The organism is Paenibacillus alkalitolerans, from assembly GCF_016482785.1.
In the GTDB taxonomy this organism is placed as follows: domain Bacteria; phylum Bacillota; class Bacilli; order Paenibacillales; family YIM-B00363; genus Paenibacillus_AE; species Paenibacillus_AE alkalitolerans.
In genome coordinates, this window is the sequence record NZ_JAEMXM010000003.1 from 245756 (window position 1) to 260555 (window position 14800).

Sequence of the window (14800 nt, forward strand, 5' to 3'; positions counted from 1 at the left end):
AAATTTGCTAGTCATGATTAAGCTATCGGATACGATAGTGCAAGACCCCCTTCACGGGCAATTAAATTTGAAGGATAAAGGGAACTGTTGTATTGACCTCGAATCCAATACAGCAAACGTAGTGTTGGAGGTACAGATGATAAAATTAGCCGTAATAACCGATATTCATGGAAACAGCCCCGCATTAGCGGCAGCGCTTCATGATATTTCTTCTAGGGGCGTAGATCACATTTATTGCCTGGGGGATGTGGTCGGCATTGGACCCGATTCCAACGAAGTTCTTGAATTGCTATTTTCACGAACCGATGTTTCTTTCGTTGTAGGTAATCATGATATAGCGGTAATGGCCGCTTTTCGTGGAGAGGATGCTCCAAATGGGCATCACAACGAACGGCACCACCACGAATGGTTGGCTGACAGAATCAACCCTGTGTACATCGAAGAGATGAGCAAATGGCCAAAACAGCTAATCATCAATCAATTCGATAAACAACTGCTATTCACTCATTATCATCTCAATCAAGATGGCTGGTTTTTGTCCATTGAAAGGAACCCGACGACGGAGAATTTAGATCAACTCTACAAAGGTACGGAGTATAATTTGGTGTGCTTTGGTCATCGTCATATCGTCCACCACTTTGTTTCTAGCAAAAGATCTTATTTTAATCCTGGTGCATTAGGATGTTATGATAAACCGCTTGCAAGATACGGCATTATTACGTTAACGGAGAATGCGACCAGCGAAGAGGAAATCGAGGTGCCCTACGACAATAAGGAGTTTTTGCAATCTTATCATCGGCTGCAGGTACCTGAACGGGAATTTATTCTGAAGATATTCCATGGGGGGGCAATTAACTTAGAAGCGATTTGTTGACGGGTACGTTAGCAAAAAAATCACAGGAGCAGTTCGCCCGGGGCGAGCTGCTCCTGATCGTTGAAGTAACCGCCAGTTTAGTTCAAAAGCAGGTGTGGAGTATCCTTAATATGTGGTAATTTCATTATTATAAAATAATTGGGGAGGGGCCACATTTGCAGCTGTCTAACCTGATGGATGCCTTCAATGCATATGAACAGAATGCTGAACCCGTAAGCAAAGGTCCTCACGATCTAGGTAATGCAAATCACATACTAGTTATGCCTACTAGCTCCAGAAATCGTGAGAGAGCACTGGTCGTGTACGAGTCACGACGCCTTATAAACACCGTGGGCACTTTTCTGTACGGTTCCGGTAATGGATGACAGCTAAGTCCTCCCTGCATCCGTGATTCAACCATAGATATTGGTAAAACGGTGACTCCTAGCCCGTTTTCAACGCATCTAAGAACACCCTCTAGAGTGCCATATTCCATAACTTTCATAGGATCATAGCCATTGTTCTCTAGCCATTGCTGCCAACGACCCAAGTAGATACAATGCGCGAATGACGAAAGGAGTGGTTCATTTAAAATCGACTCTAATTGGAATGGTTCTGGAGAGAAACGTGTAATCAAAACTAGAGATTCTTCAAATACAGGGTATTCTACAATTTCCGGATGAAGAATTGGGCCATCCACAAATGCGCCGTCTGCCTTGTATTTAAGAATTGCATCAACCTGATCTACGGTAGGTGCCATATGTAAGCTTAATTCAACTTGTGGGAATTTCGTGTGATATTGTGCAAAAATCAATGGCAAACGCGTAGAAGCAGTTGACTCCATCGCTCCGATACACAAGGTGCCCCGCGGGGCAGAAGAAAGTTTAACTGCCTCAATCGCTTCCTCGAAATCGTGAAGCAACTTGTTTATACGCGGCAACAGTTCACGTCCTGCAGGCGTTAAGGCTACCCTCTTATGATATCGATATAACAGAGGAACGCCCAACTCTTGCTCCAGGCGTTGTATTCGTGCAGTAACGTTGGACTGTACATAATTCAATTTCTCAGCAGCTTTTGTAATGCTTTGCTCAATTGCTACTGCCTTAAACACCTCCAAAGATCGAATATCCAAAACATTCCTCTCCTTATTTGCATCACAAAATGTGATTATGATTAGACTGTTTTTTGATTTTACATGATGCATGGAGGTATGTAAACTTTTAGTCAATAAGGGGGGAATTGATTTGCACCAAAACCACTGAGCCAATACCGTCGTTAGCTGGTGATGAAGAGGAGGTAAATTGGAAAAAGGAAGTTTTAGTCGGGGCTAAGTGCACAAACGTTACTATTATAATGGAGGGGACCACATGATTTCGAAGGTCAATTTACGAGATAAGTTTTCGCAAATACTGGATTATTGGAATCCCAGAATAGGTGGAGAATTGAACGATTCATACGTGAAATTGGTAAAAATCAAGGGAGAATTCATTTGGCACCACCATGAGCATGAAGACGAAATGTTTTTTGTATGGAAAGGGCGACTGCTAATCCGTTTGAGGGACGGGGATGTAGCTATTAACGAAGGGGAGTTTGTAATTATCCCTAAAGGAGTTGAACATCAGCCAATCGCTGAGGAAGAGGTGCATTTATTTTTAATTGAACCAAAAACCACCCTAAACACGGGAAATGTGGTGAATGAACGTACCGTTTCGAATCCTCTACGAATTTAATGAAACGCTTATCAGTGTAAAGTCAATATGCACCATAACTATAGCCATAACAATTGGCCAGCCGATCGGTTATAGAAATCCTTTGATGAAAGCGACAGAAACGTTCCACTTGGAGTAGATCAAGCGCCAGAATGTGATGGGTAAATTACTCTTAAGATCTTACGGAGTACGATAGCATCATGACGAACGGGCTTCCATTTTACGTCAACCTGTTCCGCTAACCAGGCATTAATGTTATCGGGCAGGTTCGGATATTGACTTAACACGGGCCTTATGGTAACTTTTGGTTAATTAAATAAACGTGAGGTGAGTGCGATGGTAACATTCCAAATTGAGATCAACAAACGAATAACGGTGTTTCATCTCGCTCATCTACAGTCGGAGGCTTTTCTTTAAGATCAGCTGAGGAACGTGTTGTTAATTAACAAACATGTTTTCAGTGAACAGCCAAGACCATGGTCAGATGATGCCATGGTCTTTTTGTGTTCCAAAAAAATGAAAAGGGGAAGATTATCTTCAACAAAATCAGAATCGCCTACGGAGAACAACTTGAAAAGTTCAAACCAATCTTACGGAAAGCGTATCAAAGCATATACAACTATCAGCTGGATCGCTCACCTGATAATGAGTTGCAAATGCGCAAAGCCATAGACGCGACAAGGGAGATATTGGAGTTTTTCGCAAACCATATGCCTTATGCAAAAGGCAAATATATATTTGCCCTGCGAAGACTGGAAGAAATAGCTCCGTTTGACCTCATTATGTGTTTTGATCAAGCGATCTTTGAGATGCATGTATGGGAGACGCTTTCGGATCTAGGGGTCAAGGGCGGGGAATGGTCGAAAAGCAACCCATGGAGCAAGGAGCTTCGCGCGTTATTGGATGAACGTCAAGCGGTTCGCCATGAAAACAACCTGAATGCGGAAGAGGAGTTTCTGGTAAGCGGCACTACCGCATGCAGAGGAAGCGCTCAAGGACGGGCCTGCATCGCTTTGGATAAAGAACATTTTCATAAAATAAAAGAAGGGGATATTCTGGTCACAACAATGACAACCCCCGACTTTATTAAGGTAGCCCACCTGATTTCTGGTATCATTACAGACCGTGGCGGAGTGGTCTGCCATGCAGCGATTTTAGCCAGGGAGTTCAACATTCCGTGTGTTGTAGGATGTCAAACTGCAACAACGACCATAAAGGATGGGGATCAGATTCGTTTGGACGCGACTGCTGGCGTTGTATTGGGTGTGATCGAATGAATCGCGAGCGATACTTGGTCCCATTAGAGGATGCCACAGATCCGTTTAAATTTGGAGGCAAAGCGGCACAATTAAACCTTGCGCTTCAACACAAGCTGCCCGTACCAAAAGGATTTGCAATTTCCGATTCCCTGCTGAATCAATTTGTATCGGGTGAAATCTCATTGGAAAGTGAGCTGTCTCAGGTTTTGAATGAACTGGGGCCGATTGCTGTCAGATCGTCCGCTGTCGGCGAAGATAGTCAGCACAAAAGCTATGCAGGGCAATATGTTTCCTTCTTAAACGCAGATTCGATCCCATCGGTTGAAAAAGCGATCATTGCTGTTCGTAAATCGGCATTTTCTAAGAGAGTGAAGCTTTACAATGAAAGGTTCGGGATCACAGATATACCCAAGATGGCGGTTATTCTTCAACAAATGGTTGCTGCCGAGGTGTCGGGGATCCTTTTTACGCAAGACCCTGTCTCTAAAGCAGACGAGATCATTATCGAAGCCAGTCTGGGTCTTGGTGAATCGATTGCATCTGGCCAAGTGACACCTGATTTTTTTCGATTAAGCATGGCGGGCCAGATTCTTGAACGAAGGGCAGGAGATAGAACCGATCCATCCATATGTCTGAATGAAGTAGAACTTCAAAAGCTTCATGAGTTAGCAGTCCGTTGCGAACAAGTATTTGGTAAAGAGCTCGATATCGAGTGGGCGTTCGATCAACAAAAGCTCTACCTGCTCCAGTGCAGGCCCATAACCTGTTAAGTGTTTTTTGAAAATAGACATTGAATTCTAGTCCGAACACGCCGAGTCTGTCAGAGCGGCGCGAAATCTCCACATCGCCGACTTCTACTGCCGCTTTCTTGTGGTGGATGATATTTGGATTCCTCTCGCTGAGTCCATGCTGATTGAGCGGTTCAAGCTTGTATGGAATCGGGTGTTGGACGGCTTCGGCAACCACGACCCCGGCAAAGGCAGGTACAACGGTATGATGCCGCAGTGGGATTGCTTCCCCGACGCGCTTGGCGGAACGGTTACAGCCGTGCGCTAATACTGCAGAGCAGTTGGCCGAGCGGGTTGAGAAGTATTTAAACAGTTTCCTTAGTGACACCGCCATAGATTAAGTTGTCAGAGGAGATTGAAAATTATGAAGATTAGTCAATTGTTGGGGCTTCGTTTTGGGAAAACAAGGGAAAATGCTGTTGAAAAATTCGTGAAAGTTATGCAATACTATCTATAAAATTATGAATTAAGGGGGATCCGATTATGGAAACCGTTGCGCCCAAAAGATGCGACACACTGGTCGGCGCGCTGGCCGCCATCGCGGCGGCTATGGGTGCGGACGCCCTGCTGAACCCCCAAAGGCTTGGGGCGGTGTTGAGGGATTATTTGCCCAATAAAGATTTAGAACGGAATACATTAAAAAACGCGTTTGGTTTGAGCATACCCGAAATATTGAAGGGCGCGCGCGGAAAACCGCAGCGACGAGCAGCAGGTAGTGGTTGCACGGTGCGTGACAATGTTGGTGGATAAATGGGGGACGGCGCAGAATCTTGCAGGTGATGTGGTGTGGACGTATGCCGAGGCGTTGAGGTTTGAGGAAAGGCCAGAAACCGCGCCCGGGTTGCAGCCCCTTCAACCAACCGCGCCGCAGGCGGCGTTAAAGGTGAAACGGTGGCCTAAAGATACCATAGCGGCGGGTTATCGTCATACCGTCGGGCTTAAATCGGACGGCACGGTGACGGCTGTGGGTGATAATAAATATGGCCAATGTGATGTAAGCAACTGGCGCGATATGGTGGCGGTTGCGGCGGGTAATGCTCATACGGGTAATGCTCATACAATCGGGCTTAAATCGGACGGCACGGTGGCGGCTGTGGGTTGGAATAAGCATGACCAATGCGATGTAAGCGGCTGGCGCGATATAGTGGCGGTTGCGGCGGGTTGGCGTCGTACCGTCGGGCTTAAATCGGATGGCACGGTGGTGGCTGTGGGTCGAAATAATGAAGGCCAATGCAATGTAAGCGGCTGGCGTGATATGGTGGCGGTTGCGGCTGGTGACTGGCATACCGTCGGGCTTAAATCGGACGGCACGGTGACGATTGTGGGTAATAATCGGTATGGCCAACGCAATGTAAGCGGCTGGCGCGATATAGTGGCGGCAGCGGCGGGTTACCTTCATACCGTCGGGCTTAAATCGGACGGCACGGTGGTTGCTGTGGGTCGAAATAATAATGGCCAATGCAATGTAAGCGGCTGGCGTGATATTGTGGCGGTTGCGGCGGGTGACCTTCATACCGTCGGGCTTAAATCGGACGGCACGGTGGTTGCTGTGGGTCGAAATAATAAAGGCCAATGCAATGTAAGCGGCTGGCGCGGTATTGTGGCGATAGCGGCGGGTAGTAATCATACCATCGGCCTTAAATCGGACGGTACTGTGGCGGCTGTGGGTTGGAATGAGCATGGCCAATGCAATATAAGTGGCTGGCGCGATATTGTGGCGGTTGCGGCGGGTTGCGCTCATACCGTCGGGCTTAAATCGGACGGCACTGTGCCGGGTGTGGGTACTAATCAGGATGGCCAAAGCAATGTAAGCGGCTGGCGCGATATTGTGGCGGTTGCGGCGGGTTGCGCTCATACCGTCGGGCTTAAATCGGACGGCACGGTGGTTGCTGTAGGTGATAATGAATATGGCCGATGCGATGTAAGCGGCTGGCGCGGCATCCAACTACCCGGCAATTAGTTTTCAATATTAATAATACATATAATAATGAAAGCCATGCGCCGATTTCCCTCGCATGGCTTATGTTTTGTATTAATATCCAAATGTTTTACAGTCTTTTTCATGCAAAATAGATTCACAACTCTCCACTCTTTCATAACAAAGTATAAACATCAGAATCATACCCGCTACGGGTATAACCACCTTTTCGAACTGGGTTCTTACGAGAGAAAAAATACCGGCGTTCCACCCCGCTGGGTCTGGCAGACTTGCCCAGCAATTTCCCCGACTTTGGTGTTTACCTCGTCGAACATTCCGGTGAAATTGCTTGACCGCGTCCGTCTTAACCGGTGAATATGCTCATCTCGGCATCTACCCGATTCCCGAAAATTTCAGATACGCTCAGACAAGTCTTGTCCGGCGAAAAGACAGGTATGCAAGTAAAGCGTTTACAGCGTTCTCAAAGTTGATTCGGGAGTCAATGTCATAATACTTGCATGGAGGTCCCTGAAAGTGAAAATAAGCAAGTTATCCCGATTGACCAACGTCAGCATTCGTTCCATCCGGCATTACGAAAATAAAGGGTTGCTGCAAGCCGACAGGCTCGAGAACGATTACCGGAGTTTCGCCGAGTCTGCAATCGATCGAGTCGTGGCGATCCAATTATACTTGAAGCTCGGGTTGACGACAGATGAAATTAGAGAGCTGTTCAAGGATGAGATCGCAAATCCTGACGATTACGAGTATTGCGAAGCTATGCTGGCCATGTACGAAGAGAAATTGACCCAAGTCGATCGTCAGATCGCGGCGCTTCAACAACTGAAGATATTATTGAAACGTCAAATATCTCTCACGTTGTCGAAAAAATAAACAAGGAATATATGTGTTATCAGACGGTCGTCAGCCGAGCTCTCCAAGTCCGAGAGGCGTGGGTAAGCCATCGAGGCTGGCGGAATTTTTCTCCCGTCTGTATTGCTTCAGCCCTTCCTCGCCTTTTTGTTCGGCCCATCGCCGCAGCGTATCCCGATCCCCGGAATAAGACATTAACGGGACTGCATATCCGCAAGAGGTTTGGACCTTATGGACGTCAATCGAAATGATTTGTCTCGCGCCCTGAAGAGGGGGAAAGAGAGGGTACAGTGCGTCCCATTCGGCGGAACCGGGCAATATGACGCTTCCCGTGCCGTACAATCTCAATATGCTCGGCGGTCCTTCGAAGGCGCAGAACATGATCGTGACTCTCCCGTTCTCATGTATGTGCGCGCTCGTTTCATTGCCGCTGCCGGTCAAGTCCAAATACGCCACACGATTCGCGGATAGCACACGCAACACGTCATGGCCTTTCGGCGAAATATTGACGTGCCCATCCTCGGACAGCGGCGCCGAACCTACGAAAAACATACGCTGATTGGTTATAAACCGCTCGTGCTCCGGAAGCAATGCGTCGAACTGTTTTCCCATCCTAATCTCCCCATTTCCGTATATCATTTGTGGAATAAGTATTCGATTGTCTCCGATAAATTCCTATCGCCTGCGCGTGAAACTGAAAAAAAACTTGTTGCCAAGACAGCCGGGCGCATGCTAATATCTTACATCAAACGGAAGGGCTTCTAGGGATCCGGACGGGAACACCAGGTTGAGCGAATCAGCGCGTAACAGCAACCGTGTCCGAACCGAGCGAGGCCGGCGATCCGCAATAGCGCGCCACACCGTAAGGGATAAAAGACCTTCGGCAAGTTCCGCCCCAGGGCGAACTTGACGGAGGTCTTTCTTGCTTTACCGGGGCGCAGAGACAAAGAGATGGAACGAGGGGAGAGAGTTACCGTGACGGCAATTAGCATCCAAGGATTGACGAAGACGTTTCGGGCTAAGCGTAAGGGAGAGGGATTCGCAGAAGCAGTGAGGTCCCTGTTCAAGCCGCAATACGTGGAAAAGACGGCGGTCGAAGGAATAGAGTTCACAGTCGAGCAGGGCGAAACGGTAGCGTTCCTCGGTCCGAACGGCGCCGGCAAATCGACCACCATCAAGATGCTGACCGGCATACTTCATCCGACCGGCGGCAATGCGAGCGTACTCGGCTACACACCCTGGCACGACCGCACGAAGCTGTCATACCGGATAGGCAGCGTGTTCGGCCAGAAGTCGCAATTGTGGTATCACCTGCCGCCGACCGACACGTTCGAGCTGATGAGCCGCGTGTACGAATTGCCGCGGGGCGATTTCAAACGAAGGCGGGACCTTCTCATCGAACGGTTTCGGCTCGAGCCGTATCTTCAGACGCCGGTGCGCAAGCTGTCGCTCGGCGAGCGGATGAGATGCGAGCTGGCGGCGGCGCTGCTGCACCGTCCAGAGATCGTCTTTCTGGATGAACCGACGATTGGGCTGGATGTCATTGTGAAGCAGCACATCCGGGAATTGATCCGAGAACTGAACCGGCAGGAGGGGACGACGTTCTTCCTCACCTCGCACGATCCGGGCGATATCGAGCAGCTGTGCAGGCGGGCGATCGTCATCAATCACGGGCGCGTCATTCTTGACGATCAAGTGGCGACGATGAAGCGGGAGCTGCTGACGCATAAGACGATCAAGCTGCTGCTGGCGGAGCAGCCGGAAGATCTACGCATATCCGGCGGAGTTACAGTTATTAATCGATCCGAAAACGAGCTGACTCTGTCGGTTGACACATTGAATACAACGATCGAAACGGTGCTCGGCGACATAGTGAGCGCCTGCCGGATCCAAGACGTTACGATCGAGGATCCGCCGATGGAGGACATCATCGCGCACATCTATGAGAAAAGAGGAGGCGGTGGCGCATGAACGGCGCGGCAGCAATAGCGTTCTGGCGCAAATACCCCGCCGTTGCGCGCATTACGCTGCGAAATCAGCTTGCCTATTTGCTCGATTTTTTCGTCAGGACCTTGTTCTTGATTATCATCCTCTACATCTTCATGCAGCTGTGGGGCGCAACTTACCAAGGGGAAGGAGAACCGGTCATCGCAGGTTACTCGTTTTCCCAGATGATCTGGTATTTGATTATTTCCGAAGCGCTCACGCTCGCTTTTCCAAGCTTGTCCCTTCGCATCGAGGAAGAGGTAAAGAGCGGCGACGTCGCTTACCGGCTGACGAGGCCGATCGGATATATCGGCTTCCATTACGCCTCTTATCTCGCGGAAGTGACGCTGCGGGTCGGCGTGAATCTAGTTGTAGGCGCTGCGCTCGGCATTCTCGTTTTCGGATGGCCTTCGTTCGGATGGGGTTGGGGCGCATTCGCCGCGGTGGCGGCGGGCGCGTTGACGGTGAACTTTTTGCTAAATATGATCGTCGCCTTATGCGCGTTCTGGGTCGAGGAGACGCTCGGCATCGAGTTTGTGTACAAGAAGCTGCTGTTCACCGTCGGCGGCATGCTGATGCCGCTCGAGATGTTCCCCGGATGGCTGCAGGACGTATGCCGTTGGCTTCCGTTCCAGGCGGTGCTTTATATCCCGGCGAAGACGGTGACGAACTTCAGGCCCGAGGAGCTGGGAGGCATGCTGGCGGTTCAATGGGGGTGGGTGGCGGCGCTGCTTGCTGTCGTGCTGATCATATACAGGAAAGGGGTGCGGAAGCTGAATGTTAACGGCGGTTAGCAGAGCCCGATCTTTGGCGTTGTTTTTATGGACGTGTTGGAAATGCAATTTGACCGGAGCCATGGAGTTTCGAGTCTCCTTCTTATTAACCGCCGGCATGATGTTATTAAACGATTTCGTCTGGATTTTCTTCTGGAGCGTGTTTTTCGACCGGTTCAAGGTGGTGAACGGGTGGGAGCTTCAAGACGTTATGATGCTTTGGGCGGTCAGCGCCGGCGGATTCGGCATTGCGGCTACCCTATTCGGCAATATGAATCGGATCGCCTCGATGGTGGCGAACGGACAATTGGACGTGTATCTCGTGCAGCCGAAACCCGTATTGCTTCATGTACTGGTGAGCCGCATGTCGGTGTCGGCTATCGGGGACGCTTCTTTTTCCGTATTGCTGTACGCTATGTTCGGAGACGGTTCGTGGATCGGATTTTGGAAATACGTCTTGGCGCATATCGTGTCGGCCGCGATTTTTCTATTCTTCTGTGTCGCCGCCAATTCGCTCGCCTTCTGGTTCGGCAACGCGGAAGGGCTCAGCCAGCAATTGTTCGTGTCGCTCATTTCGTTCTCGACGTACCCGACCGATATTTTCCGCGGCGCTGGGCGGCTAATCATCTTCACGGCCATTCCGGCCGGGTTCATCAGCTATATGCCGATCGGTCTCATGAGAGACGCGGTTGAGATCGATTTCTTGGTAGGCGCCCTGGCGATGTCGGCCGGGCTCGCCGCCGGTGCGACGTGGCTGTTCTACACAGGTCTTAGGCGCTACAGCTCGGGCAACTTAATGACGATGCGGAGTTAGGGGCGTATGGTCGTTTCTCTCAGCACAAACACTTCCAGCAGTTCGTCGTCGGCTAGGCGTATATCGGTTTGCATGACCGCAATTTCGCATTCGAGCGCAGAAGAGATGCTCTCCCACAGCGCCTTGTTGTGCATTGTCCGCTCCATCTCAAGCAGAGGCTTGTCGATGCGTATGCCGCGCACGGTGGTGCGGGGGAACTTGCGCTCGATGGCGGGCAGTCCTTTCGATAAGATTACTATTTTGTTACCTTGTGCGATCACCGTCGTTTCCGTAGGCTCCATACCTGTTAATCGCTGTTTAACACTGTTGTACGCATAACGAATCTTGTCTTCGATCGGCGGTTGAGTTTGATTTTCATTGTGCATGACCGGCAATCCTCCTTGGCTTGGTTATCACTGTCTCTAATAGTTTGGAATAATATGGTGATAATAATACCTTGGTACATGACACAAAATGTGCTGCAGCCAGGAGGATCGTCAAAATGAATCTCATAGACGTCATTCGAACGCGAAGAAGTATCGGGAGAGTAAAGGAAGACGATATTGATCGCGGCGTTATTCAGCAGCTGCTTGATGCGGCGGTATGCGCTCCCAACCATAAGAGAACGGTGCCGTGGAAATTTTTCGTAATGGCTGGCAAAGGCCGTTCGCGCTTGGGTCATGCGTATGCGGAAATATACCGGGCGGATCATCCGGATGCGGACGAAGCCGCGCTCGAGAAGCAGCGGGCGAAAGCGTACCGCGCGCCGGTCGTCATAGCGGCCGCATGCGTTCCTTCCAAAGCGGCTAGCGTGATCGAACTCGAGGAATACGCCGCGGTGTATGCGGCTATTCAAAATTTGCTGCTCGCCGCGCACTCGCTCGGGTTGGGCGCAATTTGGCGAACGGGAGAACCGGCGTATTCGACACTGATGAATCAGGCGTTTGGTCTTGACAGCCGGGCTAAAGTGCTCGGCCTGATCTACATCGGAATTCCCGACATGGAGCCGCCACGCATTTCGTGTACGCCTGCAGCGGAGAAAACGGTTTGGATCGAAGAAGAATGAAGCGCCAAGCCGCCCTCCTTGCAGGGCGGCTTCCGCTATTTCTCGGAATACTCCGAAACATATGCTAGTAAGTAACATCGGTTTTCCATTATTTGTGTCGATTTCGGCTAATTGCCGGCGATACGGTCAAATAGCGGAAAGCGCAGTACCTTATATCGGTGAAAATTGCCTTTCCTCAGAAATAGCGGAAAAGCGGTTACCTACTTGCTTCCAACGGTTATGATAGAATGTAATAGGTATAAGATAAGTCGGATAATGGGACTGCCACCGGCATTCGGGACCGTGCAAGCGAAAATTTTTCGGTTATAGCGTGTGAAACCTGCTTTCAGAGCGCCGTAACCGGAGTTGCTCCGGTTAGGAGGGCGAAGCGGGCTGAAAATGAGTGCCGTAACCGGAGTTGCTCCGGTTAGGAGGGCGTAGCGGGCTGAAAATAAGCGCCGTAACCGGAGTTGCTCCGGTTAGGAGGGCGTAGCGGGCTAAAAATGAGCGCCGTAACCGGAGTTGCTCCGGTTAGGAGGGCGAAGCGCGCTGACAATGAGTGCCGTAACCGGAGGTGCTCCGGTTAGGAGGGCGTAGCGCGCTGAAAATAAGCGCCGTAACCGGAGGTGCTCCGGTTAGGAGGGCGTAGCGCGCTGAAAATAAGCGCCGTAACCGGAGTTGCTCCGGTTAGGAGGGCGAAGCGGGCCCCACCGTGCAATTTTCGGTTTCAGCGTTTGTAAGCCTGTTGTTCACATTTATACGACGGCCACATGTTATAAGATAAGATCAAAAGAATGACCTTACGTGAGCGTTTGGGGAGTGGAGACATGTATCGAATTCCGCTGCGTCTGTTGGCAGGACTTTTATCCGCGGGCATTTTTCCGTTTATATTATTGGCAGCGGTATGGTTGATAGAGGGCAATAACGGTGCGCCAGTTCCCGCCGCGTGGGCGGGCATTCTTTTCCTGTATACCGCCCCAGCGTTTCTAATTGCCGGCACACTGTTCTCGGTTGTGATCGATTCGATCGTGAACTCCGTCGGATTGCAAAGAGCCGTCTTATCTTACGGACTGAAACTTGTGTTGTATCCGATTGCCGGGATTATTTCTTTGATGTTCTACGTTACGATGCTAACCGGGGGGTCGGTCGGCACCGGCGAAGAAGCGGGCGGTATGGCTTTGCTTGGCGCGCTTGCCTCGCTCACTTACTTCCATGTTTGGCTGGCACTGCAGGAGCTTGCAAATAAAGGCGGCGCATTCGAAGGACCGGCACCAGAGCCTTTCGAGACGGAGCGGCTGAGGCTGATCCCGTGCACGCCGGAGGCGTTTCAAGCGGCGCGGGAACAAGGCTACCCCATAGGAAGCCACATCGATTATTACATGACTGAGTTGAAGAGGGATCCCGGATTGATCGGATGGGGAATATGGCTCGTGCAGCTCTGCGATAGCGGAAAAGTCATCGGCGATGCCGGATTTAAGGGTAAGCCGGACAGATCCAAGAGCGTGGAGCTCGGCTACGGCTTCGTACCGGAAGCATGGGGACAAGGGTACGCGACGGAGACTGCGAACGCGCTCGTCCGGTGGGCGTTCGAACAGGGGGTTTCCCAGGTGACCGCGGAGACGGAGCGCAGCAACGCGGCATCCATTAACGTGCTGCGGAAAGCGGGCTTCACGCAGTATCATGAAACAGACCGTTTCTTCTATTGGCAGATCCATATCGGCGCGAAACGTTTGCAAAGCGAATAGTATGCGCGGTTAATCGTTAATCCCGCGAAATTGCTTCCGGTACGCGCTCGGCGTTAAGCCTTCGGACTTTGCGAAGCATTGCGTGAAATACGAAACATGCGTGAAACCGACGTCTTCGGCGATGCGGGACACAGGGTAATCGGTGTTCATTAGAAGCAATTTGGCCTGCTCCAGACGGTATTGATTCAAATATTCCAACGGCGTGCAGCCGAACACTTGATTCATGCAGCGGGCGATATAGGTCGGATGGAAATTGAGCGTTTCTCCCATCTCTTTATAATGAATCTGTTCGCGGTACGCTTCTCTTAAGAAACCGGCGGTTTTCTCGGCGACGGCGATGGAAGACGAGTTCGCCCCGTACTGCTGCTCGCCGTTCAAGTCCCGAAGCACCTCTTGGAATACCGTCTGCTGCTGCCAGCGGGAGGAGGGACGGTGATGGCGGTTCAAGTCGATCAGATGCTTGCACTCGCTGTAAGTTTTCGACGGCAGCGTCAGCTTGCAAAACTGCGGCAGCACCAAAGTGAAATGCTGTACCGGCAACCGCTTCAATTCATTGTACGGATTCACTTCATCGAACGGATACAGACGTTTGCCCCCCGGACCGGCTTCTTCCTCTGAAATGCTCCCCCACATGCCCGAGGTTTGAAAATGCACCCAAAAAAACCGCGTCTCCTTCTTCGCAGGCTCGATCGGAGTATAGCTGCGGTCGGGGCGCATGATGAATGCGTGCCCTTTCGTCACCCGAAACTGCTTCCCTTCATCGCCTTCGGCAACCGCGATTTTTCCCCTCACCACGACAATAAGCTTAAATACCCCCATGTTGGCGCGATGCGGATGCATTTTGCCCGGAGGGTAAATCTTCTCTCCTCCTACGATGTAATGCGGGAGCGGGGGCGCTTTGAATTGCAGAAAGTCCATATATTTTCTACCCCTTTCTTCGCGTGACGGGCGAGAAGCTTGACTGGCACGGAAGTTACAATTGTGACATTATAAGTTGAGAAGGTGGCTATGCCTCTACCATTATATCAAATACGATAAGTTCATATGTTGAAAAAGGATTT

15 protein-coding genes and 3 pseudogenes are annotated in these 14800 nt (G+C 50.5%); 14 read left to right on the forward strand and 4 right to left on the reverse strand.

What is annotated here, in order from left to right; translation table 11 throughout:
• Positions 1-136: 136 nt before the first annotated feature.
• Positions 137-874 (forward strand): metallophosphoesterase family protein, encoded by a 738-nt coding sequence (locus JET16_RS07845; RefSeq protein ID WP_199615247.1) that lies wholly within the window; start codon positions 137-139, stop codon positions 872-874.
• A gap of 247 nt (positions 875-1121) precedes the next feature.
• Here JET16_RS07845 and JET16_RS07850 read toward each other — a convergent pair whose 3' ends face one another.
• Positions 1122-1985, reverse strand: coding sequence for a LysR family transcriptional regulator (locus JET16_RS07850; RefSeq protein WP_199615248.1), 864 nt, complete (start codon positions 1983-1985; stop codon positions 1122-1124).
• A gap of 235 nt (positions 1986-2220) precedes the next feature.
• On the opposite strand from JET16_RS07850, the gene JET16_RS07855 reads away from it, so the two are divergent.
• The 8 genes and pseudogenes from JET16_RS07855 to JET16_RS07885 all read left to right on the forward strand — a co-directional run bounded on the left by JET16_RS07855 (position 2221) and on the right by JET16_RS07885 (position 7418).
• Positions 2221-2583 (forward strand): cupin domain-containing protein, encoded by a 363-nt coding sequence (locus JET16_RS07855; protein WP_199615249.1) that lies wholly within the window; start codon positions 2221-2223, stop codon positions 2581-2583.
• 482 nt (positions 2584-3065) lie between these two features.
• On the forward strand, positions 3066-3839 hold the full coding sequence (locus JET16_RS30775) for a PEP-utilizing enzyme (RefSeq protein ID WP_199615250.1): 774 nt from the start codon (positions 3066-3068) through the stop codon (positions 3837-3839).
• The gene (locus tag JET16_RS07865) at positions 3836-4591 is read left to right on the forward strand and encodes a PEP/pyruvate-binding domain-containing protein (protein WP_199615251.1); all 756 of its coding nucleotides are present in this window, start codon (positions 3836-3838) and stop codon (positions 4589-4591) included. Before JET16_RS30775 ends, JET16_RS07865 begins: the two co-directional genes overlap by 4 nt.
• A 46-nt stretch (positions 4592-4637) precedes the next feature.
• Positions 4638-4877 (forward strand): annotated as a pseudogene (locus JET16_RS07870) (Eco29kI family restriction endonuclease); the annotation flags it as partial.
• A 215-nt stretch (positions 4878-5092) separates the two neighbouring features.
• Entirely contained in the window at positions 5093-5359 is a 267-nt protein-coding gene (locus tag JET16_RS07875; protein ID WP_199615252.1) for a hypothetical protein, read from the forward strand.
• A 91-nt stretch (positions 5360-5450) separates the two neighbouring features.
• Positions 5451-6323, forward strand: a pseudogene (locus JET16_RS07880) (RCC1 domain-containing protein); the annotation flags it as partial.
• A 123-nt stretch (positions 6324-6446) separates the two neighbouring features.
• A pseudogene (locus tag JET16_RS30015) lies at positions 6447-6569 on the forward strand (RCC1-like domain-containing protein); the annotation flags it as partial.
• A 492-nt stretch (positions 6570-7061) separates the two neighbouring features.
• Entirely contained in the window at positions 7062-7418 is a 357-nt protein-coding gene (locus JET16_RS07885; RefSeq protein ID WP_199615254.1) for a MerR family transcriptional regulator, read from the forward strand.
• Between the two features lie 30 nt (positions 7419-7448).
• Here JET16_RS07885 and JET16_RS07890 read toward each other — a convergent pair whose 3' ends face one another.
• Positions 7449-8009 carry a pyridoxamine 5'-phosphate oxidase family protein gene (locus JET16_RS07890; protein WP_199615255.1) on the reverse strand — a complete coding sequence of 187 codons (561 nt, stop codon included), beginning with the start codon at positions 8007-8009 and terminating at the stop codon, positions 7449-7451.
• Positions 8010-8372: 363 nt separating this feature from the next.
• Between JET16_RS07890 and JET16_RS07895 the strand changes: the two genes are divergently transcribed.
• The 3 genes from JET16_RS07895 to JET16_RS07905 are packed head-to-tail and all read left to right on the forward strand — an operon-like array spanning position 8373 to position 10970.
• A complete protein-coding gene (locus JET16_RS07895; RefSeq protein ID WP_199615256.1) occupies positions 8373-9368 on the forward strand; it encodes an ABC transporter ATP-binding protein in 996 nt (331 codons plus the stop codon).
• On the forward strand, positions 9365-10177 hold the full coding sequence (locus JET16_RS07900; protein WP_199615257.1) for an ABC transporter permease: 813 nt from the start codon (positions 9365-9367) through the stop codon (positions 10175-10177). Before JET16_RS07895 ends, JET16_RS07900 begins: the two co-directional genes overlap by 4 nt.
• Entirely contained in the window at positions 10161-10970 is an 810-nt protein-coding gene (locus JET16_RS07905; protein WP_199615258.1) for an ABC transporter permease, read from the forward strand. The genes JET16_RS07900 and JET16_RS07905 overlap by 17 nt, the downstream gene beginning before the upstream one ends.
• Here the strand turns inward: JET16_RS07905 and JET16_RS07910 are convergent.
• Entirely contained in the window at positions 10967-11335 is a 369-nt protein-coding gene (locus tag JET16_RS07910; protein ID WP_199615259.1) for a Na-translocating system protein MpsC family protein, read from the reverse strand. The genes JET16_RS07905 and JET16_RS07910 overlap by 4 nt on opposite strands.
• A 116-nt stretch (positions 11336-11451) precedes the next feature.
• Between JET16_RS07910 and JET16_RS07915 the strand changes: the two genes are divergently transcribed.
• Entirely contained in the window at positions 11452-12015 is a 564-nt protein-coding gene (locus JET16_RS07915; protein ID WP_199615260.1) for a nitroreductase family protein, read from the forward strand.
• A gap of 806 nt (positions 12016-12821) precedes the next feature.
• Positions 12822-13739: a GNAT family N-acetyltransferase gene (locus JET16_RS07920; protein WP_199615261.1), complete on the forward strand. Its 918-nt coding sequence runs from the start codon at positions 12822-12824 to the stop codon at positions 13737-13739.
• A gap of 9 nt (positions 13740-13748) precedes the next feature.
• Here JET16_RS07920 and JET16_RS07925 read toward each other — a convergent pair whose 3' ends face one another.
• On the reverse strand, positions 13749-14657 hold the full coding sequence (locus JET16_RS07925) for a helix-turn-helix domain-containing protein (RefSeq protein WP_199615262.1): 909 nt from the start codon (positions 14655-14657) through the stop codon (positions 13749-13751).
• Positions 14658-14800: the final 143 nt, after the last annotated feature.

What these genes read in the sequence shown, in the direction of transcription:
- JET16_RS07845 (WP_199615247.1), top strand. Translation starts at nt 137, where the DNA reads ATGATAAAATTAGCCGTAATAACCGATATTCATGGAAACAGCCCCGCA.
- JET16_RS07855 (WP_199615249.1), top strand. Translation starts at nt 2,221, where the DNA reads ATGATTTCGAAGGTCAATTTACGAGATAAGTTTTCGCAAATACTGGAT.
- JET16_RS07865 (WP_199615251.1), top strand. Translation starts at nt 3,836, where the DNA reads ATGAATCGCGAGCGATACTTGGTCCCATTAGAGGATGCCACAGATCCG.
- JET16_RS07875 (WP_199615252.1), top strand. Translation starts at nt 5,093, where the DNA reads ATGGAAACCGTTGCGCCCAAAAGATGCGACACACTGGTCGGCGCGCTG.
- JET16_RS07890 (WP_199615255.1), bottom strand. Translation starts at nt 8,009, where the DNA reads ATGGGAAAACAGTTCGACGCATTGCTTCCGGAGCACGAGCGGTTTATA.
- JET16_RS07900 (WP_199615257.1), top strand. Translation starts at nt 9,365, where the DNA reads ATGAACGGCGCGGCAGCAATAGCGTTCTGGCGCAAATACCCCGCCGTT.
- JET16_RS07905 (WP_199615258.1), top strand. Translation starts at nt 10,161, where the DNA reads ATGTTAACGGCGGTTAGCAGAGCCCGATCTTTGGCGTTGTTTTTATGG.
- JET16_RS07910 (WP_199615259.1), bottom strand. Translation starts at nt 11,335, where the DNA reads ATGCACAATGAAAATCAAACTCAACCGCCGATCGAAGACAAGATTCGT.
- JET16_RS07915 (WP_199615260.1), top strand. Translation starts at nt 11,452, where the DNA reads ATGAATCTCATAGACGTCATTCGAACGCGAAGAAGTATCGGGAGAGTA.
- JET16_RS07920 (WP_199615261.1), top strand. Translation starts at nt 12,822, where the DNA reads ATGTATCGAATTCCGCTGCGTCTGTTGGCAGGACTTTTATCCGCGGGC.
- JET16_RS07925 (WP_199615262.1), bottom strand. Translation starts at nt 14,657, where the DNA reads ATGGACTTTCTGCAATTCAAAGCGCCCCCGCTCCCGCATTACATCGTA.